This is a genomic window from Longimicrobium sp., assembly GCF_036399935.1.
Lineage (GTDB): Bacteria > Gemmatimonadota > Gemmatimonadetes > Longimicrobiales > Longimicrobiaceae > Longimicrobium.
In genome coordinates this window covers 113,013-136,689 of record NZ_DASWMD010000069.1, presented here as the reverse complement: position 1 = coordinate 136,689, position 23,677 = coordinate 113,013, and the positions used below count along the sequence as shown (strand labels likewise).

Genomic DNA, 23,677 nt, shown 5'->3' with positions numbered 1-23,677 from the left:
TGTCATTGATCCTAACTTGCCGCGACATTCGGTTTCGACCCTATCGCGCCACCTTCGAACTTCCTTTGCCTCACACGCCGCACCTGCTCTCCAGCGTCGGAGGAAGCCGATGAGCTCCCGCTCGCCCCGTTCGCTGCGCCGCGCCTACGTAGAGTGGGTAGAGGAGCAGCTCGAGGAGTTCAAGGACCGGATTCCCCGTGCCCAGCTCCTGTCGCTTGCCGACGAGGTGGTGACCGAGCTGCGCGTGAACGACGCGGGGCAGTACCAGCTGACCGAGATCCTGCTGTGCAACGCCATGGACCGGCGCATCCTGCGGATGCTGAAGCTGCCGGGCTACCGCGCGTGGTGCGCGCAGCACCGGGCCGAGGCGGCCGCCCCCGCGGAGCCGACGGTGATCGCCTTTCCGCTTCCGGAGCGCTTCACCTCGGCGCCGGTGACGGTGGCCCCGCCCATCCGCGCGGCCGCGGAGTACGCCGAGCCGGAAGAGGCCCTGGTGTGTGTCGGTTGAACACACCCCGTGTGTCCCTCTGACACGGAAGCGGCCGCCCGATGAGGCGGCCGCTTCCGTAAGTAGCTGCACAGTGCTATCTTAGGTCCGGCTTGCGCCAGGGTATGGCGCGTGCATCCAGGGTTGCTGCTGAAGGGCAGCAATCTCTTGAGGTATTCCGATGCGAAATCTACAGAAAGTCGCCGGCGCGGTGCCGGCCGAAGCATACGCCACCGACGCCGGCGCGGCGCTCGAGCAGCCCGGCGTGCCGCGGCTGTCGCGCAGCGTGGCGTTCGTGTGGGGCGGCGAGGCGGCGCCTGCGCCGTCGCTGCCGTTCGGGCGCTGGAAGCCGGGCGCCCGCGCGGCCTGACCGGCCCTGAAATTTCGCGTTGAAAACGCCCCCCGGGGCGACTACGGCGGGTGAGCTGAACGCGGCTCACCCGCCGTTTCGTTGTCCTCAGACCGCGTCCGAGAGCGACGTGAAGGTGAAGTCGCGCGCCTTGATCGCCGGCACCATCACCGCGCCGCCGTCGCCGTCTTCCGAGGCGCTGACCCGCACCGGCTCGCTCATCGCCTCGATGTTGTTCAGCAAAAAGATGGGCGACTCGTTCCAGCGCAGGTTCTTGACGGCCGTGGTGATGCGGCCGTTCTCCACCAGGAAGGTGCCGTCGCGGGTAAGGCCCGTGAACAGGATGGTACGCGGGTCCACCGGGCGGATGTACCACATGCGCGTCACCAGCAGCCCGCGCTCGGTGGAGCGGATCATCTGCTCGACCGAGGTGTCGCCCCCCGACATCAGGTAGGTGCCCGGGTTGCCCGTGGGCTCGCGGTTGTTGCGCTGCGCCCAGAAGCGGTTGTACGCCAGGTTGCGAAGGGTGCCGTTCTCCACCCACACCTGCCGCCGGTTCGGCAGCCCCTCGCCGCTGAACGGGTTGGCCGCGATGCGCGGGTCCGCCGGGTCGGAGACGATGGTCACCCGCTCGTCCAGGAACTTTTCGCCCAGCTTGTTGCCGCCGCCCTGCTTGCTGAAGAACGAGCGGCCCTCGTCGGCTGTACGGGCGTTCAGCGCGAACGCCATCAGGTTCACCATGTTGGCGACGGCGGTAGGCTCCAGGATCACCGTCCACTCGCCCGGCTCCACCGCGCGCGGGTTGCGCGACAGCTCGGCCTTGCGGATGGCGCGCTCGCCCAGGGCCGCCACGTTCAGCCGCGCCCAGTCGTTCTCGCCGCCGCCGGCCCAGCCGGAGCCGGTTCCGTCGGGGGTGCGCACCGTGGACGTCAGGCTGACACCGGTGGAGCGGGCGTAGGCGAAGAGGCCGCGCTTGGTGGCCACGGCGTTGCTGCCGGTGGCGTGCACCAGGAACCCGGTGGAAACCAGGTTCTGCCGCCCCGCGGGCCCGGCGATCTGCATGACCGCGCGGGCGCGCTCTTCGGGCGTCAGGTTGGCGGTGGCGTCGAAGTACGGCTCCGACTGCACGTACTGCTGCGGCCCCAGCTCGCCCAGGTACTCGGGATCTTCGGGAACCAGCCGGGCCAGCCGCTCGGCCGTCTGCACCACCTGGCGAAGCCCCTCGTCGTCGAAGCGGTTCGTGGTGGCCGAGGCCACCTTCTTTCCGAACGCCGTGGTGACGGTGACCGTGGCGTCGTACGAGTCGCCCGAGGTGCTCACCTGGTTCATGGCCCAGCGCGTGTTGCCGCTGGTGGAGCTGTTCAGGTTCACCCGCGCCTCGTCGGCGGTGGTGAACGAAAGGACCTTCTGCGCCAGCGCCTCGGCGTCGGCGCGCGAAAGGTAGCGGGGTTCGGCCATGCTCAAGCCCTCCGACCGGTGTTGATGACGTTGACCCCGCGGAAGCGCGCGGCCGGACAGCCGTGCGACACCGCGTTGACCTGGGAAGGCTGCCCCTTGCCGTCGAAGAAGGAGCCGCCGATGAAGTACGTGCCCTGACCGCCGATCAGGTCCATCCCGTTCCAGAACTCGGGGGTGCGCATCTGGTAGGCGACGTCCTTCAGGTCGCCCACGATGCGGCCGTTGCGGATTTCCTTGAACACCTGCCCGCCGAACTGCGCGTTGTAGCGCTGCTGGTCGATGGAGAACGACCCGTCGCCGTCGATCAGAATGCCGTTCTCCACCCCGCCGATCAGCTCGTCGAGCGGCACGTCGCGCTCGGGGTGCGGAAGCAGGTTCACGTTGGGCATGCGCTGGAACTGCACCACGTTCCAGTTCTGCGCGTAGCTGTTGCCGTGGCTGCGCACCGGCTTGCCGGTCTGCCGGTACCAGTCGGCCAGCATGGGCGCCTGCTCGCGGGTGGTCTGCAGGTCGTTCAAAATGCCGTTCTTGACGATCAGGTACTCGTCGGGCTTCACCCCTTCGTCGTCCCACCCGATGGACGACAGGCCCCCGGGGGTGCTGCGCTCGCCCTGGATGTTCATGAAGTCGCGCCCGTAGCGGAACTTGCCCAGGAACTCGGACACCGGGGAGATGAACGACGTGCCGGCGTAGTTGGCCTCGAACCCCATGATGCGGTCCAGCTCGGTGGGGTGGGCGATGGACTCGTGGATGGTCAGCCACAGGTGCGTGGGGAGCAGCACCAGGTCGTACCGTCCCGGCTCCACCGGCTTGGCGGTGAGCTTGCGGACCGCTTCTTCGGCCCAGCGCCCGGCGTTGCCCGGCAGGTTGGCGTCGCGCACGTGCTCGTACCCCATGGCGCGCGGGGCCACGTCGGTGCTGGCCCGGCTCTGGAAGTCGCCGTCGGCGCCCACCGCCGTGATGTTCATCTGCGGGTACGAGCGGTACAGCGTCTGCTCGATGTACGACCCGTCGGTGGACGCGAACGTCTTGTCGATGCGCAGGAAGTTCATCGACGAGGTGACGAAGCGCGCGCCGGTCACCTTGAGCGCCTCGGCGTTGGCGCGCAGCAGCAGGTCTACCTTTTCCTCGATGGGCACGTTGAAGGGGTCGATCTCCAGCGGCGACGACCAGCGTCCGTTGGGCACCGCCTCTACCGGGGCCAGCTCCAGCGGGCGCTGGCGGGCGGCGGAGTTGGCGCGCGCCTGGGCGGCCGCCTGGCGGGCCACGCGCACCACCTCGTCGGCGTTCACCTCGCGGCTGGCGGCGAAGCCCCAGGCGCCGTTCACGATCACGCGCACCCCGAAGCCGGTGCTTTCGGCGTCGTTGAAGAAGGTGATCTGCCGCTCGCGCGTGCCCAGCGCCTGCGAGCGGTTGCCCGAGATGCGGACGTCGGCGTAGCTGGCCCCGGCGGCGCGGGCGGCCTCGAGCGCGCGCATGGCCAGGTCGCGGCTGACGGCGGGATCCATGGGATCGATGGGCGCGGCGGCCGCCAGCCGGGGCAGAATGGCCGATCCCGCGCCGAGCGCAGCCGTCGCGGCGGCGCCGTGCAGGAGGAACTCTCTCCGCTTCATGGGTTCTCCGTCATGGAGGTGGTTGGGATGACCGGCAAACTAGAACGAGCGTCCGTACGCCGCAACGCCGCGCGGGCGCGGGGGTTGCGGATCGGGAGCGCATGAACGGACCTCGATTCGCCGCCGCCGTCGTGGGCGCCGGCCCCGCCGGGCTGGCCGCCGCGCTGCGCCTGCAGGGACTGGGCGCGGCGGTCACCGTCTTCGATTCCGCCCCCGCCGCCGGGGGGCGCGCCTGCACCGACTCCGTCGCCGGGTTCCACGTGGACCCCGCCGTCCAGCTGCTGAGCTCGGGGTACGCCTCCACCCTTCGCGTGGCCCGGGCCGTGGGCGCCGACCGGCTGCTGCAGCGCTCGCCCGGGCGCGACGCGCTCTGGCGCAAGGGGCGCGCGCACGAGGTGGTCTACGGCTCCCCCGCCAGCATGCTGGCCTCGGGCGCCCTTCCGCTCGCCCTGAAGCTGCGGATGGGTGCGCAGTACCTTCCCTTCCTGCAGCGCCACGGGTCCGCGCTGGACCTGGCGGCGCTGGAGCGCGCGGCCGGGGCGGGGCTGGACGCCGAGTCGGCCGCGGCGTGGGGGCAGCGCGAGCTGGGGTCCGACTTCGTGGACCTGCTCGTCGCTCCGCTGCTGGCCACGCTGTACGGCACGGGGCCCGACGAGGCCAGCGCCGGGTTCTACCACGCCCTGGCGCACCAGGGAATGAACCTGCAGGTGATGGCCCTGGCCGGCGGCATCGGCGAGTTCGGACGTGTCTGCGCCGAGCGCATCGCCGCCGGGGCGGGGTCTCTTCGCCTCGGCACGCCCGTGCACGCGGTGGAGACGGACGGCGCGCGCGTCCATCTTTCCGGCGACGGGTGGACGGAATCCTTCGATGCCGCCGTCCTGGCGATGCCCGCGCCCGCCGCCCTGGGCGTTGCTAAATTTCTGACACCGCAGGCCGCGGAAAGGTTGGCGCGGGTGCGCGTGCGGCCGGCGGCGTCTCTCGCGCTGCTGCTGGATCGTCCCCTGGGGGTGCGCTGGTTCGGCCTGTCGTTCGCGCGGGGCGAGTCGCGGGTGGCGGCCGCGCTGTGCGCCGAAGAGAACAAGGTCTCCGGGCTGGTGCCCCCCGGCAAGGGGCTGCTGGTGGTCTTCGCCCAGCCGCGCACCGCCGGGCGCCTGGCCGGTGCCGACGCGGCGGAGGCCCTGCGCGAGCTGATGCCCGACGTCGCCCGCGTATTTCCGCGCATCGAGAGCACCGTGCAGGAGGCGCGGCTCTACACCTGGAGCCACGGGTGGACGGTGTTCTATCCCGGGCACCTGGGCGCCCTTCCCGCGCTGCGTAGTGCCGCGTTCGACGCGGCGGACAGGGTGGCGCTCGCGGGCGACTATCTCCATGCGCCCACCGTGGAGGGCGCCGTCACCTCCGGGCTTGCCGCCGCCGAGCGCCTCGCCTCGCGTATCGCTCCAAATTCCTGACCATCCACGGTTTCGGTGGCAGAGGCACGGGGCTACCTTGTCGCGCCTTCGTGACGACGTTTCCCGGCCCGGATGGATGATGGAGTTTCCCGAGCTTTTCGAACCGGACCTGTGGTGTCCGCTCACCGACCGCGCGCGCCGCGACCGGCTGGCCGCCGCGCTTCTCGCCGAGCTGGGGGATGCCCCCGGCGTGCTGGACACGCGCATCGAGGTGGGCACCGTCGACCGGCCGTACGACTACACCGGCGTGGTGGAGACGGACGTGGGCGACATGAAGACGCCGCTCTGGTCTCACGCCCGAGCCACCGTCTTCTGCGACCCGTCCATCCATTCCGCCAACCGCAAGCAGCTGGCGCCGGGGCTGGAGGTGCAGCGCGCGGCCGCCCGGCTGCGGACGCGGCTGGACGTGCGGTTCGCCCTGGAGACCCGCGGGCTGACGCTGACCCTCTCGCCGGAGCCGGGGGTGGAGCGCACGTGGACGGCGGAAAAGGCCCGCTTCCGCGACCGGACCGCGGTCACGCGCGAGGACGTGATCGCCAAGGCGGGCGACGTGGACCTGCGCGACCTGCTGGCCCACTTCTACACCGGTCCGTCGCTTCGCGTGGTGGGCGAGGATGGCGCCGCCTTTCTCCTGCCGGCCGCCAGCGAGGAGGAGGGGAGGCTGGTGACCCTCTGCCCGGCCTGCCAGCACTGGCGGGAGGGGTCTGCGGCCACCTGCGAGAAGTGCGGGGCCCCGGCCGACACGGTCCTGGCGGCCCGGCCGGGGCGACGGTAGGGTCCCAGCAGAGCCGCGGCTACTCCATCTCAGGGTCTACAACAGAGGATTTCGATGACCGACACAACCATCGGCGGGGCGAACGCCGCGTTCGGCGGGGCCACGCACCTGGAGTGCACCCGCTGCGGCGCCATGCACGAGAGCGAGGTGCTGCACCGCCTTTCGCCCTGCTGCGAAAAGCCGCTGTACCCCCGCTACGCGCTGGACCTCATCGGCGGGCGGCTGCGGCGCGGCGACCTGGCCGGGCGCTCGGCAGACCTGTGGCGCTACGCCGAGCTGCTGCCGGTGCGCGATCCCGCCAACGCCGTTCGCCTGGGCGAGGGGTTCACCCCCATGATCGACGCGCCGCGGCTGGCCGGCCGCCTGGGCGTGGCGCAGTGCTGGGTGAAGGACGAGGGGCAGAACCCCACCGCGTCGTTCAAGGCGCGCGGGCTGTGCATGGCCATCTCGCGGGCCAAGGAGCTGGGCGTCACCGAGGTGGGCATCCCCTCGGCCGGCAACGCGGGGAGCGCCACCGCCGCCTACGCCGCCGCCGCGGGGATGACGGCCCACGTCGTGGTCCCCAACGACACGCCGCACCCCATCATCGAGGAGATGCGGGCGCTGGGTGCAGATGTCGAGCTCCTGGCCGGGCTGATCACCGACTGCGCCGCCCGCGTGGCCGAGGGCACCCGCGAGCACGGCTGGTTCGACCTGTCCACGCTCAAGGAGCCGTACCGCGTGGAAGGCAAGAAGACGATGGGCTACGAGGTGGCCGAGCAGCTCGGGTGGACGCTCCCCGACGTCATCGTCTATCCCACCGGCGGCGGCACCGGGCTGGTGGGGATGTGGAAGGCGTTCGACGAGATGGAGCGGCTGGGGTGGATCGGCCCGGAGCGCCCGCGGATGGTGTGCGTGCAGGCGGAGGGCTGCGCGCCCATGGTCCGCGCTTTCGAGCAGGGCACCGAGTACGCCGAGCCCTGGGCGAACGCGCACACCTACGCGTCGGGGCTGCGCGTTCCCCGCGCCGTGGGCGACTTCCTGATCCTGGACGCCCTGCGCAGCTCCGGCGGCGCCGCCCTGGCCGTGAGCGACGACGAGATGCGCGAGTGGACGCGCATCGTGGGCACCGACACCGGCGTGTTCTGCGCGCCGGAAGGGGCCGCCACCGCCGTCGCCGCCGCGCGCCTGCGGCAGCTGGGCGCCATCCACGCCGACGACCACGTGGTGCTGTTCAACACGGGAAGCGGGCTCAAGTACGTCGTCTGAGCTTGAAACATCCGGCGTGCTCCGTCCGTTCTGGATCAACGGCGGGGCAACGGAGGTATCAGTAGGACAGCCGGCGCACGGGGCGCGGCGCAACGCGGAGACGAAGCGGTGTTCGAGTACGCCAGCGGGATCAAGAAGCCGGCTCGACGGGGCACGCTGGCGGCGGCGGCGTCCGCCGCCGTGCTGCACGTCGTGCTCGTCGGCCTCATCCTGTGGATGGGCCACTCCGGCGTGCTGCTGGCGCTGGAGCCCACGGGCACCGGGCCTGCGCTTGAGTTCCCCGAGGGCGGCGGAGGCGGTGGGGGCGGCAGCGCGGGAACGGAGCTGGTGACGTACGTCGACATCGCCCCCCCCGCGCCGGTGGTGGAGCCGGAGCCCGTTCCGGAGGTGGTGGAGGACGTGCTGGTTCCGCCCGAGCCCACGCCGCCGCCCCCCACGCCCACGCCCGCCCCGCCGGAGGCGCAGCCGCGTCCGCCGGCGCCCACGCCGCCCGTGTCCGCGGGCACAGGCGGGGGAACGGGCGCGGGGCAGGGCCCCGGCGAGGGGCCGGGGCAGGGACCGGGTGTGGGACCCGGCTCCGGCGGCGGATCGGGCGGGGGCACCGGTGGCGGAATCGGCGCGGGGGTGGGGCCGGGAACGGGCGGTGGAGGCAGCCGCATCCGCCCGCCCGCCACCGACCTGCTGCTGATTCCCCCCGACAAGCCGCGTGGCGTGGCCAGCCAGGAAGTCACCATCCGCTTTCGCGTGGACGTGCGGGGCAGGGTGCGCGAGGCGCGGCTGCTGACCAGCACCGGCAACCGGGGCTACGACGAGCGCATCCGGCGCTGGGGGATGGAGCTGCAGTTTCGCCCCGCCGTCAGCCTTGACACCAACCGGCCGGTGGAGGCGGAGACGGAAATCACCATCTCCGTCTAGCACGCGCCTTGGCCCGAAACCGAAAGAGCCCGCCGCGATCGAGGATCGCGGCGGGCTCTTTCCATCCGTGCGCCGTCCGGCTCAGGCGGCGGCGAGCACTCCGGCGCTGGACGCGGTGCCTTCCATCAGCTGCAACCACACCTGCGCGTCGGCCCCGGGCTGTGCGTCGGCGGCGGGATCGTGGCGCTGGCTCAGGCGGCCGGCGTGCTCGCCCTCGCCCAGGCGAAGGAGCGCGAACACGATGCGCTCGCGCAGCGGACCCTCGCCCGCCGCGTCGAACATCCACCCCAGCTGCTGGGCGGCCATCTGCTGCTGCCCCGCCTTGCCCGCGGCCTCGGCGTACTCCCAGACGCGCGCGGCGGCCTGTTCGTGGCGGCCGCCGGCGATGTCGATCCAGCAGAGCGTGCAGCGGGCGCGAACGGCCTCGGGGTGCACGTGCAGGATCATCCGGCAGATCAGCCCGGCGGCGGCGGTGTCGCGCAGTTCCAGGTACTGGTCTACCGCGCGGCCGTACCACACCAGGGCGCGGCGGCCTTCGCCCATGCTGGCGCACAGGTCCCCGGCGCGCTTCAGCAGGATGCCGCGGGTGCGCGGTGCCGCGGTTTCCAGCGATCCCTCGATCGCCGTGAGTCCCGCCTCGAGGGCGGCGGGGAGGTCGTTCTGTCGCCGGTTGCGCACTGCTGGTCCTTCCACTTCAGGGCCTGCCGAACAGGCGGCCACCCCCTGGGGTGCGGCCGGTAGAACGGCCGTTTCCCAATGCAACGCCCGTTCCACTGATGCGGACATCCGTTGCAGTAAACGTTTGTAGAATGTTGGACGGCGATCGGGTCGGAGCGCCCCCCTACTCGATGCCGTCCCGTGGCAGCACTTCGTCGATCACCTCGCGGATGGTTTCGCCGCCGAAGCCGCGGCGCGCCAGGAAGCCGTGCAGCCTGCGCCGGGCCCGGTCGCGCTCCTCGCCGGGGCGCGTTCGCCACTTTTCCGCCGCGCGCAGGGCCAGCTCCCGCTCGTCGGTGCCCTCGCCTTCGAAGGTGTCGCGGATGGCCTCGCGCGCCACCTCTTCGTCCACGCCCTTGGCGCGCAGTTCGCTCGCCAGCCGCCGCGCGCCGGAGGGGCGCAGGCGCACGCGGTCGCGCACCACCGTTTCGGCGAACGCCGCATCATCGATCATCCCCAGCTCACGGAGGCGTTCGATCACCTCGTCCGTCACCTCGGGCTCGTAGCCCTTCATCCGCAGCCGCCGGGCTAGCTCCACCGCCGCGCGCGGACGCACGGCCAGCAGGTGCAGCGCGGCCTCGCGGGCCTGCCATCCGCGGTCGCGCCGCTCCACCTCGGCCAGGCGCGCCTCGGTCACCTCGTCCCCCACGCACAGGTGGGCGGCGTGCGCGATCTCCACGGACACGCCCATGCGGAACTCGCCGTCCACGAACACGCTCACGCGATCGGGATCGTGCTTCTGCGGCTCGATGGCGGTGATCTTCATCCGGCTCGTTCGCTGCGTGCGGGCTTGTGTGGGCTGGGACGCGGGGATTATGCTAGCCCCATGCACGAACCGAAACCCGGTTGAGCCCCATGGCCCTCTCCACGGCCCCGCCGCAGACCGACTTTTGCGCCCTTCGCGACGCCGAGTTCGAGTACGTCGCCAGGTCGCCGTACCTGAACGCGGCCTCGGTGGGGCCGCTTCCCGAGCGCGCCCGCCGCGCCATCGACGCGTACAACCTGCGGCGCTCCAACCCGCACGCCCTGCGCGGCGACGACTTCGAGCCCACGCTAGTCCGCTGCCGCCAGGCCGCGGCGGCGCTGATCGGCGCGGGGGAGGACGAGATCGCGCTGCTCCCCAACACCAGCTTCGGCGTGAACCTGGCGGCGCTGTGCCTGCCGCTGGAGGCCGGGCGGCGGGTGATCGTCAGCGACCGCGAGTTTCCGGCGAACATGTATCCCTGGCTGGCGCTGCGGCGGCTGCGCGGCGTGCGGGTGGACGTGATCCCGGCGGAGGCGCGCGGCAACCCCGACGAGGCGCGCATTTTGGAGGAGCTGGCGCGGGGCGACGTGGGGCTGGTGGCGCTCTCGGCCGTGCAGTTCACCAACGGCTGGCTGGCGGACGGCGAAACGATCGGCCGCGCCTGCCGCGCGCAGGGGGCCTGGTTCGTGGTGGATGGCATCCAGGCGCTGGGCCAGCTTCCCCTGGACGTGGCCGCGTGGAACGCCCACGTGCTGGCGACGGGCGGGCAGAAGTGGCTCTGCTCGCCGTTCGGCACGGGGTTCACGTACGTGCGGCGCGAGCTGGTCGGCCGGATGGAGCCGCGGGTGGTGGGATGGACCGCGATGGCGGCCTCGGCAGACCTGGAGCGCGTGCTGGAGTATCGCCAGGAGTGGGTGCCCGGCGCGCGCCGCTTCGAGGTGGGGGCGCAGCCGTGGCAGGACTACGCGGGAATGGCCGAGTCCCTGGAGCTGCTCGGGGAAGCCGGTCCCGCGCAGATCCGCGCGCACGTGCTGGCGCTGCTGGACCCGCTGGCGGCGTTCCTGGAAGAGCGGGGGGTGGAAGTCGTCAGCGACATGCGCCCGGAGCGCCGGTCGGGGATCATCTCGTTCCGCCCTGCGGACGCGGCCGGCGCCTTCGACGCGCTCACGCAAGCCGGCGTGGGATGCGTGCTGCGCGAGGGGGCCGTCCGGCTTTCCGCGCACCTGTACAATCAGCCCGAGGACGTGGCCACGGTGATGAACGTGCTGGATGGGTGGATGCCGCGATGAGGGCTGCGGTGGACGACGTGCAGCTGCTGGTGCAGGAGGTGCGCGACCGGCATGCGCCCGACCCGCGGACCGCGGTGTTCGAGGTAGAGGTGGAGGTGCGCGGCGACGCGGTGAAGTTCCTGGGGTTCACCTCCGAGCCCGACGCCGCGCTGGAGCTCCATCGCCGCGCGGCGGAGCTGACGGCCTGGCGCGAGGTGGTGGATGCGGTGCAGGTGCTGCCCGAGGCGCACCCGGAAGAGATGGTGCACGCGCTGGTGACCTCGGCCGTGGCGCCGATGATGGGTGGGCCGGCCGTCCGCAGCACGCAGGTCTCGCAGGCCGTGCTGGGCAGCCGGTTGATCGTGTTTCGCCGCGAGGGGCGCTGGCTGCAGTGCAAGGGGCCTGACGGCTACATCGGGTGGATCCACGCGGGCTACGTGGCGCTCAAGGACGAGACCGCGGCCCGCGGGTGGGAGCTGGGGGCGGATGGGGACGTGTGGATCTCGCTGGGCGCCGACGTGCTGGCCGACGATGGAGAGGTGCTGATGCGCCTGCCGTGGAACGCCCGCGTGGTCCGCGACGCCGAGGGGCTCGCCCTGCTTCCGGACGGCCGCAAGGGGCACGTGCGGGGCGAGCTGGTGCCGCTGGGCGCACGGGCGCTGGGCTTTCCGGCGAACGGCGCCGCCGTGGCGGAGTCGTCGGCCCGGTGGATGGGCGTGCCGTACCTGTGGGGCGGGGTGACGATGGGAGGCGTGGACTGCTCGGGCTTCGTGCAGGCGCTCTACAAGCTGCACGGCCACGCGCTGCCCCGCGACTCCGACCAGCAGTCGCGCACGGGCGCTGAGGTGGAGCCGGGGGAGGACTTCGCCAACCTGCGGGCCGGCGACCTGCTCTTCTTTGCGGAGGAGCCCGGGCGCTGTACGCACGTGGCCATGTCCACGGGCGGTCCGAACATCATCCACGCGTCGCTCGGCAATGGAGGGGTGGCGCGCAACGACATGTCGGGCCGACGCAGCTACGAGCGCGAGCTGCGCCGCATCTTTATCTGGGCCCGTCGCATGGTGTAGGTCGGCGTTGCGGCATCTGTTCTCCAGACGAGCGACACTCTGTCATCCAGAGGCGCAAGCGCACCGGACCAGCCCATGCGCCGTCCTTTGCGCGCCGAAGGATCCAGCCGCGGCCGGCACGAAGTCAGGGCGCGGCAGCGGTCACATCAGCCGAGGCCCTCGGACCCGCGGGCGAATGAATTCGCTCCAACGACCACGCGAAGTCCACCTTCGTGGACTGGATGCCCTCGTGCGTGGTCGGCATCGTGGCTCGACCGTGAACTTTCTCCAGCATCCATGAAAGCACCTGCCCCGGAACTGCCGATCATCCTGTTCGACGACCAGGCCGCCTGGGCCGAGTGGCTGGATGAGCACCACGCCGACTCGCCGGGCGTGTGGCTGCGGCTGGCCAAGAAGGGCGCGCCCTACGCCTCCGTCTCGTACGCCGAGGCGCTGGACGTGGCGCTGTGCTACGGGTGGATCGACAGCCAGAAGAAGACCTTCGACCAGCACTCCTTCCTGCAGAAGTTCGGTCCGCGGGGCGCCAGGAGCATCTGGAGCAAGGTGAACCGCGAGAAGATCCAGGCGCTGATCGATGCGGGGCGGATGAAGCCGGCAGGCGCCCGGGCGGTGGAAAGCGCCAAGGCGGACGGCCGCTGGGACGCCGCGTACGACCCCGCGAGCACCGCTACCGTGCCGGACGACCTGCAAGCCGCGCTCGACGCCAATCCCAAGGCGAAGGAATTCTTCGCCACGCTCAACGGCGCCAACCGCTACGCCGTCCTCTTCCGCGTGCAGACCGCCAAGAAGCCGGAGACGCGCGCCAAGCGGATCGCCACGCTGGTGGAGATGCTGGAGCGGAACGAGAAGATCCACGGCTAGGCTGGGATGATGCCCATCTCCCGTTCCGCCCGGCTGGCGAGCACCCTTACCGCGATCGCGGTCCTTGCCGGCTGCCAGCAGCCCGGAACGGATCGTCCCGCATCCGCATCCCGCGCGTCCGACACCCCCGCCGCGGCCCACGCCGACAGCGCACCGAAGGCCTATGAGCCGGCGCTCGCGGCCGCCATCGCCGCCACCCGGCCCTACGAGGTTCCCGGCCGGCCGTGCCTGGCGAAGGTCGATTCGTGGCCCGCCGTCACGCCGGACCAGCGGCCGCGCATCCGCGAGATCCAGTCGGACAGCCACTGGCTCAACCGCTACGTCCGCGAGCGATACGGCGATCGGCTGGCGTTCACCGGCCTGGATGCGCGCGGGGGACGATACCGCCACGTCGTCGCGCTGACGGGAACGGAGCCCGTCCCGCCGCTGAAGCTCGCTGGCCGCGCGGCGGACGTGCCGGTCGTCATCACGTACGATGCGCCGTGGAGCCTGCGGGATGTGGAGCGGCGGCGCGAGCAGGCGCACGCGGCGCTGATGCGGCTCGTTCCCGACGCGCAGGGCGTCGGGTTCATGGAGAGCCCCGACGGCGGGTGGGTGAACATCGATGTCTCCTCTCCCGACGGACAGCCCCGTGCGGACGTGCTGGCCCACTGCGACGCGCTCCGCCGCGCGTACCGCCTGCCCGTGCTCCTGGAGTTCAATGCGGGCAAGGTGTTTCCCACGAACGACCTGGGGCCGCCGGCCGCTCCATCGGTTCCCCGGCTGTGATGAACATTCCGCTCGTCGGCGTTCCCATCGATCAAGGTTTAGGAGAGCGATGCGCGTTTTCGAACCTCTGCTGTTGAGCTTGCCTATGGCGATGCTGCTGCTTGCTTGTGGTGCGCCCGAGACAGCGGATCAGAAGGGCAGTGCAGTCAGGCTCGACACGATCGCCGGCTTCAAACTGGGGATGCTTCTGCCCGAGGCGAGATCCGTCGCGGATGTTCGGGGTGAGGGCTTGAGGTGCGAGCGTCCGGCCGAACGACTGTCGAAGCGCGAGGAAATCGCCGACTCGATGCTGCAATTCTTCTCCGCGATCGAAAACTGTTATCCTGCGGATGGCCCATACCGGTACAGCCTTCAATTCCGCAAAGGCACTCTCCACCAGGTGAGGCTGGGTATGTCGGAGGACTGGGACCTCATCCCGGTCGATACGCTGGTGAGTCGTTTTGCGCGGGTCTATGGCCCTCCCTCCGTGACGGACGAGACGGACCGGGATGGGGGAGGCAAATACTTCAACTACTACTGGGAGCGGGCCAGTTCTCCAGCGGTGCTCCAAATACGCTGCCCCGATCGCGAGCACGCGAACCAGTGCGAAGTGGAGTATTATCTCAGCCGGCGCACATAGGCTTCGCCGCCGCCGGCGGACGCCGAACCAGCCGCCGCCGGCAACGCAGGCCGCAGCATCCCCCCCAGAAAACGAACCCCGTTCCGCTGCCTGATCGGATGATGAACCGCCGCACCTTCCTGCAGGCCAGCGCCGCCTTCGCGCTCTTTCCCGAGCGCGCCACCTGGGCCGCGCAACCGTATTCCGCCACGCACGTGCTTCGCGGCGCCCTGCTGTACGACGGCACCGGTGCGCCGCCGCGCGAGGCAGACGTGGCGCTGGACGGCGCATGCATCGTGGGCGTGGGCCCGCGGCTGCAGGTGGGGCGCGTGGAAGAGACGGACCTGCGGGGACTGGCGCTGGCCCCCGGCTTCGTCGACATCCACTCGCACACCGACCTGAACCTGCTGGTGAACCCGCGCGCCGAGAGCAAGGTGCGGCAGGGGGTAACGACCGAGGTCACCGGCCAGGACGGCGGGTCCGTCGGCCCGTGGACGGACGAAACCTACCAGGAGATGCGGGCGGAGTACCGGGGGCGCGGCCTGGACCTTCCCTTTCGCGACCTGGCGGGGTTCTTCGGGTGGATGGACGAGCACGGGGCGGCCGTGCACGTGGCCAGCATGGTGGGCCACGGAACCATCCGCGGCCGGGTGATGGGCCACCAGGACCGCCCCGCGACGGATGCCGAGCTCCGCCGGATGAAGGACGAGGTGGCGCGCGCGGTGGCGGCTGGCGCCTGCGGCCTTTCCAGCGGCCTCGAGTACACACCCGGCGCGTTCGGCAGCACGGCCGAGCTGGTGGAGCTCGCCACGGCGCTCGCGGGGACGGGGCTGCCGTACGCGTCGCACATGCGCAACGAGGACGACCGCCTTTTCGCCGCCGTCGAAGAGGCCATCCACGTCGGACGCGTGGCCGGGGTGCCGGTGGAGATTTCGCACCTCAAGGCGCAGGGCGGGCGAAACTGGTGGAAGGCGGGCTCCACGCTGCACGCCATCGAGCAGGCGCGCGCCGCGGGGGTGGAGGTGGCGTTCGACGTGTACCCGTACGTGGCCTACAGCACGGGGCTCGCGAACCTGTTTCCTGTGACTGCGCGCGATGGCGGAACGGATGCCTTTCTCGCCCGCCTGCGCGATCCCGCCCAGCGCGGCCGGGTGGAGCGCGCGGTCCGCGACAAGATCGCGCAGCTGGGCAGCTGGAACTCCGTGCAGGTGACCTCCACCGGCTCCGACGCGCTCGCCTGGGCGCGTGGCCGCAGGCTCGGGGACCTGGCGGCGGAGCGCGGGGTGGAGCCCTTCGCCCTTCTCGTGCAGCTGATCGTGGACGATCGCAACCGTGCGGGGATGGTGGGTTTCGGGATGAGCGAAGAGAACGTGGAGCGCAGCCTGGCCCATCCGCTCTCCGCCGTCTGTTCCGACGGCGGCGCGTGGGCACCCTACGGCCCGCTCTCCACGGGCGTTCCCCATCCGCGGACGTACGGCACCTTCCCGCGCGTGCTGGGCCGCTACGTCCGCGAGCGGAAGCTGATGCCGCTGGAAACGGCGATCCACAAGATGACGGCGCTCCCGGCCCGCCGGGTGGGGCTGCACGACCGCGGCACCGTCACACCCGGCGCGCGGGCGGACCTGGTGGCGTTCGATCCGGACACGGTCATCGACCAGGCCACCTTCGAGAAGCCTCACCAGTACCCGCTGGGCATTCCACACGTGTGGGTGAACGGCGTGGCTGTCATTCGCGGCGGCGAGCACACCGGCGCGCGTCCCGGGCGCAGCGCCCGCCCGACGTCGCGTCCGGGCTGACCACGGGCGCCGTTCCTGCACCAAGCAAAGAAAAGAACAGTTTCACGCAGAGGACGCAGAGAAAACGGAGAGGACGCAGAGGGCTCAGCGATGTTCTCTGCGTCCTCTCTTTTCACCCCTGCGTCCTCTGCGTGAAACATCGACATTCCTTCACCCACACCGGGATCGTCTCGATGCACCGGATTGCAGTCCTGGCGCTGCTCGTGGCCGCCGCACCTGCCGCCGCGCAGGAGCCCGCTTCCTGGGGCGAAAGCCTGAACTTCAGCACGTTCTCCATCGCCGCGGTGGATCCCGCCACGGGCGAGGTAGGCGTGGCCGTCACCACGCGCGTGCCGTGCGTGGGCAACGCCGTGCCCCACGTGCGCGCCGGGGTGGGCGCCGTCGCCACGCAGGCCACCACGCGCGTGGAGTACGGGCCGCAGCTGCTGGCCCTGCTGGAACGCGGCGTGGCGCCGGAGGAGGCGCTTCGCCAGGCGCTCGCGGGCGACACGCTGGAGGCGCGGCGGCAGGTGGGGGTGATCGGCCGCGACGGGAGGTCGGCGCAGCACACGGGAACGGGCACCACCGCGTGGGCCGGGCACCGCGCCGGGCGCAACTTCGTCACGCAGGGCAACCTGCTCGTGGGTCCGGCGGTGCTGGATTCCGTCGCGGCCGCCTTCGAGGCCAGCGCCTCCAGTGGCCGGCACCTGGCCGACCGGCTGATCGACGCACTCGCGGCGGGCCAGGCGGCAGGTGGCGACGCGCGGAAGGGCCGCGCGCAGTCCGCCGCCGTGGTCGTCGCCGATCCCCGGCCGGGCCGCTCGCGCCGGCCCGACGGCACCACCGCCGACATCAACGTGTGCGAGCACGCGGAGCCCGTCGCCGAGCTGCGCCGCATCTACAACACCATCTCCGAAACGCTCGGCTTCCGCACCCTGCAGCAGCAGGCCGGGTCCGACGTGTGGCAGCTGAAGCTGATGCTGCACGCGCTGGGGTACTACCGGGCCGGGGAGCCGGAGCTGGCGCGCGACAGCACGGCGTTCATCTACACGCAAGAGGCGGTGGCGGCGGTGGATGCCTTCCGCCGCGCGGAGGGGCTGGCGGGTCCCGACCTGGGCGTAGCGCCGGGGCTGGTGGATGCGGAGACGGTGGCGCGGCTGTGGGCGGCGCTGGAGCGCGCCGGCAAGGCCGATGCGGTGCGGCGACTGATCCACGACCTGACCGCCGTGCGCCGCTGATCCGCCCCGGCTCGTCTTCTGCATCGGCGGGCGGCACTTCAGTGAACCGGAAACCGAGGGAAACAGACGTGGATTTCACCGCAACCGTGCTGCTGGCCTCCATCGACCACACGCTCGCCTCCGTGCGCGCCGCCCTGGCCGCGGCGGCGGACCCGGAGCAGTTCCCCGAGGCGACGAACGAGCTGGCCGGGATGGCCGGCTCCAACATCGCCGTGCTGACGCACTCGGCACTCACGGACGAGTGGCAGGGCATCCCTGAAGGCGTGTTCGAAGCCATGCGGCAGGCCCAGGTGGCGGCGCAGGACAACGACCTCGAGGAGGTGGAGCGCGTCCTGGCCGGAGCCCGCGAGCAGATCGGCGGGCGCTCGGCGTGATCCCGGGAGCGCACCAATAGGTCACCATGAGCGAGAGCCTGTCATCCTGAGGCCCAGGCGCACCCCACCGGCCCGTAGCACACCCCTCGCGGGCCGAAGGATCTAGCCGCGGCCACGTACAAGTCAGGGCGCGGCAGCGATCACGGAAGCAGGGGCCTCGGCTGCCGTGGGGGCCTCACCCGTCCTCGCTTAGACTCGTCCACCCTCTCCCACAAACAGCGTGGGAGAGGGGGTACACTTCGGGATTGGGTGCGTCAGGCCTGGGGCTCGGTGCTCGGGCCGGCGCCCCCCATCCCCAACCCTTCCCCCGCAAACAGCCGCGGGGGAAGGGAGCCAGTCGGGTGCGCCGGGCCAGCCGAAGCGCAATCGAATTCTCCTCTCCCCCATGGGGTTTATGGGGGAGAGGCCGGGAGAGGGGGGCGGCCGCGGCATGCACCAGACCGGCCGAAGCGCAATTCAGTTCTCCCCCTCCCGTGCGCAGCGGGGGACGGGGGCCGAGGGGAGGGGGCTCCCGCGGCATGCGCGGGCACCCCATCGAACCCCGACCGAAGTGGGGCGACTTGCGACCGCGCGACGTCCCGAATACCGTAGGGGCGAACCCAACGCCCGCGCCCGTGCTCCATGATGATCCAGCCCTCCGCCGACTCGCCACCCGTCTCCATCCGCCGCGGCACCCCGGCCGACGCCGCCGCGCTGGCCGAGTTCGCCGCGCGCACCTTCCAGGAAAGCTTCGGCGTGATGAACGACCCGGTCGAGGTCGCGGCGTACCTGCGCCACGCCTACGGCCCCGCACAGCAAGAGGCGGAGCTTCGCGATCCCGACCACGTCACGCTGCTCGCCGAACGGGACGGCGAATTGGCCGGATACGCGCAGCTCCGGCGCTTTCCCACGCCGCCCTGCGTCACGGGTCCGCACCCGGTGGAACTGCGCCGGTTCTACGTGGACGCGCCCTTCCACGGCCGGGGGCTGGCGCAGCGGCTGATGGGGGAAGCCGTCTCCACGGCGCGCGGACTGGGCTTCGCCACGCTCTGGCTGGCCGTGTGGGAGCACAACCCGCGGGGAATCGCCTTCTACCGCAGCAGCGGATTCACCGACGTGGGCTGGCAGCCGTTCCTGCTGGGTGCCGAGGTGCAAACGGACCGTGTGATGGCCCGCACCATCCAGGAGTAGCGCCGAACCGTGTTCACTCTGCGCCTCGCCACCCCCGCCGACCTGCCCGCGATCCGCGAGCTGATCCCGCTCTCGGCCGAGGCGCTCAGCCCGGGCTTCTACACGCCCGAGCAGGCCAGCAGCGCCATCCGCTACGTGTTCGGGCCCGACACGCAGCTGATCGCCGACGGCACCTACTTCGTCGCGGAGGCGGAAGGCGAGATCGTGGCCTGCGGCGGGTGGAGCTGGCGGCGGACGCTGTACGGCGGCGACCAGATGAAAGCGGCCGACGATCCAGCGCTGGACCCCGCCCACGAAGCGGCCCGCATCCGCGCCTTCTTCGTCCACCCGGCATGGGCGCGGCGCGGCATCGCCTCGGCCATCATGAAGGCCTGCGTCGACGCGGCGAGCGCGGCCGGCTTCCGGCGCCTGGCCCTGATGTCCACCCTTCCCGGCGAGCCGCTGTACCGGGCGTTCGGCTTCGTAGCCGGCGAGCGCATTACCGATACGCTCCCCGACGGAGTGGGCGTCCCCTTCGTGCCGATGGAGCGGGAATTGTGATCCGCCGCAACGAAGCCCGCGGTTGCGGCACCTGATTCGATCGGCAGATTCAAGCGATGAACTCTTCGCGGAGGTCCCTCATGCAACGTTCCGCCCTGCTCGTGCTGGTGCTGATGGCCGGCTGCGCCACACGCCAGACGCCATCGCCCGCCCACGAGGCCGGGAAGCTCGTCCGTCTCTCCGTAGTCCCGAGCGCCACGACGAAGCTCGCGATCACCTCGGTCGGTGGGAGGGCGTGCCAGACGAGCGACCGCATGCCCAACGCGGTCAGCGGGTCGAGCCCGTCCACGCTGGTGATCCCACGATCCGAATCGGTGGGCACCCCGGTTCCGATGCCGAACGCCTGTCCGGTGACGGCGTGGGTGGGTGCGAATGCGAAGGTCGTGACGTACCAGCGGGATAGCGCCAACGCGGCACCCGAGCCGCCACGGTGAGCCAGCGTCCGAACGCCCGCTGATGGCGAAGCGCGCGACCGAGAGCGCCGGGATGCTGCTGTTCCGGCGCGGTCCGGACGGATTGGAGGTCTTTCTCGCCCACCCCGGCGGCCCGTTCTGGAAGAACAAGGACGCGGGCGCCTGGACCATTCCCAAGGGCGAGGTGAACGAAGGCGAAGAGCCGCTGGCGGCGGCGCGCCGGGAGTTCCAGGAAGAGACGGGGATCGTTCCGGCCGAGCCGTACCTGCCCCTGGGGGCCATCCGGCAGAAGGCGGGGAAGACGGTTCACGCCTGGGCGTGGGAGGGCGATGCGGACGCGGAGGCCGTCACCAGCAACGAGATCCGCACCGAGTGGCCGCGCGGCTCGGGCCGGTGGCTGACCTTTCCCGAAGTGGACCGCTGCGCCTGGTTCACGCCGGACGCGGCGCGCGAAAAGATCAACCCCGCGCAGGCCGAGCTGATCGGGCGGCTCCAGGCCCTGCTGGACGACCCGTGCGTGGGCTGACTCAGGCGGCCAGGTGAAGCGTCGGCTCGAAGTGGCAGCCGTAGCACACCAGGGGATGGGGCGAGGCGATCCGCGAGCCCGGCTTGATCTCGATCGGCTTGGCGCAGCGGGGGCAGGCGCCCTGGAAGGCGGTCACCCGGAACCTGGCCCGCCAGCTTCTGAACGTCATCACGGCGCCCACGAAAAAGGGCATGAGCGTCATGAACGGGTCGAAGACGGTGATGAGGAACGTCGTCACGGTCGACACGAACCACGTACACGCCCACAACATCGTTCGCGACAGCCGTGACCAGCGTGAGAAGCGCTCGAACGTCAGGTGCGCCGGCGCGTCGGGGTGGCCGGCGAGGATGATCCAGGCGTTCGGCCGGTCGACGGCGGGATTGTCCATCATCTGCATCTCCACGAGCGGGCTGTGAGCGCAAAGGCATCCATCACCTGCTCCCTGACGATACCCTCCAGCACCTCCCCACGCGCATGGGAGAAGCTCCCGAATCTCCGTCGGGATTTCCCCCACGCCCGGCGGACTGCACGTGCGCAGCGGAGGATGAAAACGCGGCAGCCGCGGACGAGGTCGTCCGCGGCTGCCAGGTTTACAGCCGACTGCGTCCGTGCGCCTGACGGCGACGCACGGTCCGCGTCAGTCGTTCGGATCCAGGATGTCGCTGATCCGGTTGATCGCGCCCTGCAGGTGCAGCGTGGTGGCGCGGTCGCCCGCGCGGGGCAGGCTGCGCGTCAGCTCCGTTCGCAGCGACACCAGCTCGCCGCGAAGCTGCGACTTGGCGTCTTCCGACAGCGGGAACACGCGCGGCGCGCCCGGGAACTGCGGCTGCGGCGTGGCGCCGGCCGGCGTCTCGGGCGGGTTCAGCTTGCGGTCGATCAGCGCCAGGTAGTCCATCTGCAGCTCGCGCCGGTACGGGTCGATCACCGGGCGCGACGTGCCGATTTCCGACCAGATGCCGCGGCGCACGTCGCCCAGCATGTTCCCCAGCGGGTACACCAGGTCGCGCGTGCGCCCCAGGGCCTCCTGCTCCAGCAGGCGGTTCAGGCGGCCGTCGTCCAGCAGGGTGTTGAGCACACGGAACTGCGCGGCGTTGATGCGGTTGATCATCCCCCCCGCCTCGATGCGGCTGGCGATGTCCGGCCGGATCAGGTACTGCGGGGTGCGGAAGACGTTCTCGTTGAGGAACCGCACCGCCTCCATCTGGCGCGCCGCCGGCATGGGCGCGTACACGGCGCCGGGCTGGCTCCCCGACTTGTACTGCACCGTTCCGCCCGCCACCATCGTCGCCACGTGGTTGGCCTCGGTGGACCACTGCTGCACGGTGCGGTCGTACAGCTCGCGCATGTCGGAGTTGTCCTCACCCGGGCGCGTGCTCGCGGCGGGGATGTATCCGACGACCCGCGCGATGTTGCGGAAGCCGAGCGCCGTGGACTTCACCGGGTCGGCGTCGCCCACCGCCTCGCTCTGCGTGCCGAAGGCGCCGTACTCGTTGTTGGCCGAGAAGCGGTACCAGGGCACCGTGTCCTGCATGCGCGACCACTGCTCCAGCGTGGGGCGCTCCTCGTCGCTGGTGCGCGCGCCGGGGATGGGCTTGTACCCCCACATGATGGCGTACCGGTCGTACGGCCCCACCCGCGGGATGATGTGCTCCAGCGGAATGTTGTCTTCCGGCTGCGCCACGTAGTTGAAGCGCGAGTAGTCCATGATGCTGGGCGAGTGCCCCATCCTGGCGACCCACGTGGGGCTGCGCACGCTGTCCGCCGGGTAGGTGGAGCTGCCGATCTGGTCGTGCTGCAGGCCGATGGTGTGCCCGATCTCGTGCGCCACCACGAACTGCAGGAGCTTGCCCATCAGCGAGTCGGGCATGGGAAGCATGCGGGCGCGCGGGTCGATCGCCGCCGCCTGCGTGAAGTACCACGAGCGCTGCAGGTTGAGGATGTTGTGGAACATCCGCACCGAACCGTTCAGGATCTCGCCCGTGCGCGGGTCGTGCACGTGCGGGCCCACCGCGTTCTCGGTGGTGGACGGCAGCCAGCGGACCACCGTGTGGCGGATGTCCTCGGGCGACCAGTCGGGGTCGTTCGCCGGGACCTCGCCCGGAATGATCCCGTCCTTGAAGCCCGCGGCCTCGAACGCCTGCTGCCACTCGATGATCCCGGCGCGCACGAACGGCTTCCAGCGGTCGGGCGTCGCCGGGTCCACGTAGTACACGATGGGCTTCTTGGGGTAGCACAGGTTGCCCTCGCGCCGCTCCGAGCACTCCAGCCGGTAGCGGGTGATGTAGCGCCGCTGGGCCGAGCGGTGCTCGTCGGTGCCGAAGTCCACCTGGTTGATGGAGAAGAAGCCGACGCGCTCGTCGAAGCGGCGCGGCATCATCGGGGTTTCGGGAAGGCGCACCAGGCTCCAGTGCGCCAGCACGCTCTGCGCCAGCCGAGGCGCGGCGTTCGGCCCCTGCGGCGCCGAGCCGCCCGCGCCGGCGGGAGTGGGCACGCCCGTCTGGGTAGCCTCGATCTCCACGTTGTCGGGGAAGGCGACGGCGCGCTCCACGTACGACCGCGTGGCGTCGATCGTCCCTCGGATCCCCGCGATTTCCGGAACGCTGGTGGTGAAGAGCCGCGTCACGTCGACCACGGCGGCCGAGTCGGCGCCGTACGATTCCACGTTGAACACGGCGATGATGGGCGCGTAGTTCGACGTCTCGACGGCACGGTACACCGAGAGCGAGGTGTCGGCGGTGATGTCGAACTGCGGCGAGCGGAGGATCACCCGGTTGCCGTTGCGCTCCCAGCGCATGGTGCGCTCGGTGAACTGGTCACCGCCGTACGCGCCGAACTGCCCCGGGGGCAGGTTGGGCGAGGTGGCCGCGGCGCGGGCGTAGCGCCCCACCAGCAGCATGTCCTTGTTCAGCTCCGTCCGCGGGATCTCGAAGAATAGCTTGTCACCCACCTGGTGCACCCCGAACATCCCGCGGCGCGAGCGCGCCTCGGAGGTGATGACCGATGCGTAGGGACGGGGGCGCGCCGCGCGCATGCCTCCGCCTCCCCCGCCGCCCGCATCGCCGCCGGCTTCGGCGCCGGCGCCGTCCGGGGCCGGTGCACCGGTGCGTGCGCCGGGTGCACCACCGGGCGCGGGGGTGGGGCCGGACGGGGGCGGCGGCGGGCGGGTGCACCCCGCCACCAATGCGGCCGCCAGTACCACGGTAAGGCTGTACTTCATAGGGTTGTCGCTCCGGGAATGGATGCTCGGCGGCCGTGCGGCGGCCTGCTAAAAGCGTAGCACCCCGGAATGCGGACGGCAAGCGCCGCCGCCTCCGATCGGTG

24 protein-coding genes are annotated in these 23,677 nt (G+C 71.3%); 18 read left to right on the top strand and 6 right to left on the bottom strand.

Annotation, left to right across the window (positions count from 1 at the left end; all coding sequences use genetic code 11):
- The first annotated feature begins 109 nt into the window (after positions 1-109).
- Together VGB24_RS21000 and VGB24_RS20995 are read left to right on the top strand one after the other, a co-directional pair.
- A complete protein-coding gene (locus tag VGB24_RS21000) occupies positions 110-508 on the top strand; it encodes a hypothetical protein (RefSeq protein ID WP_331074880.1) in 399 nt (132 codons plus the stop codon).
- Positions 509-668: 160 nt separating this feature from the next.
- Positions 669-857, top strand: coding sequence for a hypothetical protein (locus tag VGB24_RS20995; RefSeq protein WP_331074879.1), 189 nt, complete (start codon positions 669-671; stop codon positions 855-857).
- Between the two features lie 87 nt (positions 858-944).
- On the opposite strand, the gene VGB24_RS20990 is transcribed toward VGB24_RS20995, so the two are convergent.
- Positions 945-2,294, bottom strand: coding sequence for a TldD/PmbA family protein (locus VGB24_RS20990; protein WP_331074878.1), 1,350 nt, complete (start codon positions 2,292-2,294; stop codon positions 945-947).
- A gap of 2 nt (positions 2,295-2,296) precedes the next feature.
- On the bottom strand, positions 2,297-3,907 hold the full coding sequence (locus VGB24_RS20985) for a TldD/PmbA family protein (protein ID WP_331074877.1): 1,611 nt from the start codon (positions 3,905-3,907) through the stop codon (positions 2,297-2,299).
- Between the two features lie 101 nt (positions 3,908-4,008).
- Here VGB24_RS20985 and VGB24_RS20980 point away from each other — a divergent pair, with 101 nt between their 5' ends.
- From VGB24_RS20980 to VGB24_RS20965, 4 genes are all read left to right on the top strand, one after another.
- Complete coding sequence (locus VGB24_RS20980; RefSeq protein WP_331074876.1) at positions 4,009-5,358, top strand: protoporphyrinogen/coproporphyrinogen oxidase; 1,350 nt, start codon at positions 4,009-4,011, stop codon at positions 5,356-5,358.
- A 76-nt stretch (positions 5,359-5,434) separates the two neighbouring features.
- Complete coding sequence (locus tag VGB24_RS20975) at positions 5,435-6,133, top strand: hypothetical protein (protein WP_331074875.1); 699 nt, start codon at positions 5,435-5,437, stop codon at positions 6,131-6,133.
- A 54-nt stretch (positions 6,134-6,187) separates the two neighbouring features.
- Complete coding sequence (locus tag VGB24_RS20970) at positions 6,188-7,381, top strand: threonine synthase (RefSeq protein WP_331074874.1); 1,194 nt, start codon at positions 6,188-6,190, stop codon at positions 7,379-7,381.
- Positions 7,382-7,489: 108 nt separating this feature from the next.
- Positions 7,490-8,296 (top strand): energy transducer TonB, encoded by an 807-nt coding sequence (locus tag VGB24_RS20965; protein ID WP_331074873.1) that lies wholly within the window; start codon positions 7,490-7,492, stop codon positions 8,294-8,296.
- An 81-nt stretch (positions 8,297-8,377) separates the two neighbouring features.
- On the opposite strand, the gene VGB24_RS20960 is transcribed toward VGB24_RS20965, so the two are convergent.
- Both VGB24_RS20960 and VGB24_RS20955 read right to left on the bottom strand, forming a co-directional pair.
- Positions 8,378-8,974, bottom strand: a complete 597-nt coding sequence (locus tag VGB24_RS20960; RefSeq protein ID WP_331074872.1) for a hypothetical protein — start codon at positions 8,972-8,974, stop codon at positions 8,378-8,380.
- A 163-nt stretch (positions 8,975-9,137) separates the two neighbouring features.
- Positions 9,138-9,779, bottom strand: a complete 642-nt coding sequence (locus VGB24_RS20955) for a regulatory protein RecX (RefSeq protein ID WP_331074871.1) — start codon at positions 9,777-9,779, stop codon at positions 9,138-9,140.
- 89 nt (positions 9,780-9,868) lie between these two features.
- On the opposite strand from VGB24_RS20955, the gene VGB24_RS20950 reads away from it, so the two are divergent.
- The 12 genes from VGB24_RS20950 to VGB24_RS20895 all read left to right on the top strand — a co-directional run bounded on the left by VGB24_RS20950 (position 9,869) and on the right by VGB24_RS20895 (position 20,356).
- A complete protein-coding gene (locus VGB24_RS20950) occupies positions 9,869-11,047 on the top strand; it encodes an aminotransferase class V-fold PLP-dependent enzyme (protein ID WP_331074870.1) in 1,179 nt (392 codons plus the stop codon).
- The gene (locus tag VGB24_RS20945) at positions 11,044-12,093 is read left to right on the top strand and encodes an SH3 domain-containing C40 family peptidase (protein WP_331074869.1); all 1,050 of its coding nucleotides are present in this window, start codon (positions 11,044-11,046) and stop codon (positions 12,091-12,093) included. Before VGB24_RS20950 ends, VGB24_RS20945 begins: the two co-directional genes overlap by 4 nt.
- Before the next feature lie 276 nt (positions 12,094-12,369).
- The gene (locus tag VGB24_RS20940) at positions 12,370-12,954 is read left to right on the top strand and encodes a YdeI/OmpD-associated family protein (RefSeq protein WP_331074868.1); all 585 of its coding nucleotides are present in this window, start codon (positions 12,370-12,372) and stop codon (positions 12,952-12,954) included.
- A 6-nt stretch (positions 12,955-12,960) separates the two neighbouring features.
- Positions 12,961-13,722 carry a hypothetical protein gene (locus tag VGB24_RS20935; protein ID WP_331074867.1) on the top strand — a complete coding sequence of 254 codons (762 nt, stop codon included), beginning with the start codon at positions 12,961-12,963 and terminating at the stop codon, positions 13,720-13,722.
- A gap of 49 nt (positions 13,723-13,771) precedes the next feature.
- Positions 13,772-14,341, top strand: coding sequence for a hypothetical protein (locus VGB24_RS20930; RefSeq protein WP_331074866.1), 570 nt, complete (start codon positions 13,772-13,774; stop codon positions 14,339-14,341).
- 98 nt (positions 14,342-14,439) lie between these two features.
- On the top strand, positions 14,440-16,116 hold the full coding sequence (locus VGB24_RS20925) for a D-aminoacylase (RefSeq protein ID WP_331074865.1): 1,677 nt from the start codon (positions 14,440-14,442) through the stop codon (positions 16,114-16,116).
- Between the two features lie 173 nt (positions 16,117-16,289).
- Positions 16,290-17,333, top strand: a complete 1,044-nt coding sequence (locus VGB24_RS20920; protein ID WP_331074864.1) for a DUF1028 domain-containing protein — start codon at positions 16,290-16,292, stop codon at positions 17,331-17,333.
- A gap of 68 nt (positions 17,334-17,401) precedes the next feature.
- Positions 17,402-17,707: a hypothetical protein gene (locus tag VGB24_RS20915; RefSeq protein WP_331074863.1), complete on the top strand. Its 306-nt coding sequence runs from the start codon at positions 17,402-17,404 to the stop codon at positions 17,705-17,707.
- 621 nt (positions 17,708-18,328) lie between these two features.
- On the top strand, positions 18,329-18,877 hold the full coding sequence (locus VGB24_RS20910; protein ID WP_331074862.1) for a GNAT family N-acetyltransferase: 549 nt from the start codon (positions 18,329-18,331) through the stop codon (positions 18,875-18,877).
- Between the two features lie 9 nt (positions 18,878-18,886).
- Entirely contained in the window at positions 18,887-19,417 is a 531-nt protein-coding gene (locus VGB24_RS20905) for a GNAT family N-acetyltransferase (protein WP_331074861.1), read from the top strand.
- An 80-nt stretch (positions 19,418-19,497) separates the two neighbouring features.
- The gene (locus VGB24_RS20900) at positions 19,498-19,851 is read left to right on the top strand and encodes a hypothetical protein (RefSeq protein ID WP_331074860.1); all 354 of its coding nucleotides are present in this window, start codon (positions 19,498-19,500) and stop codon (positions 19,849-19,851) included.
- Between the two features lie 22 nt (positions 19,852-19,873).
- Positions 19,874-20,356, top strand: coding sequence for an NUDIX domain-containing protein (locus tag VGB24_RS20895; RefSeq protein WP_331074859.1), 483 nt, complete (start codon positions 19,874-19,876; stop codon positions 20,354-20,356).
- Between the two features lies 1 nt (position 20,357).
- Here the strand turns inward: VGB24_RS20895 and VGB24_RS20890 are convergent, their stop codons facing one another.
- Both VGB24_RS20890 and VGB24_RS20885 read right to left on the bottom strand, forming a co-directional pair.
- On the bottom strand, positions 20,358-20,747 hold the full coding sequence (locus tag VGB24_RS20890) for a hypothetical protein (protein WP_331074858.1): 390 nt from the start codon (positions 20,745-20,747) through the stop codon (positions 20,358-20,360).
- Positions 20,748-20,993: 246 nt separating this feature from the next.
- Positions 20,994-23,573 (bottom strand): zinc-dependent metalloprotease, encoded by a 2,580-nt coding sequence (locus tag VGB24_RS20885; protein ID WP_331074857.1) that lies wholly within the window; start codon positions 23,571-23,573, stop codon positions 20,994-20,996.
- Positions 23,574-23,677 lie beyond the last annotated feature (104 nt).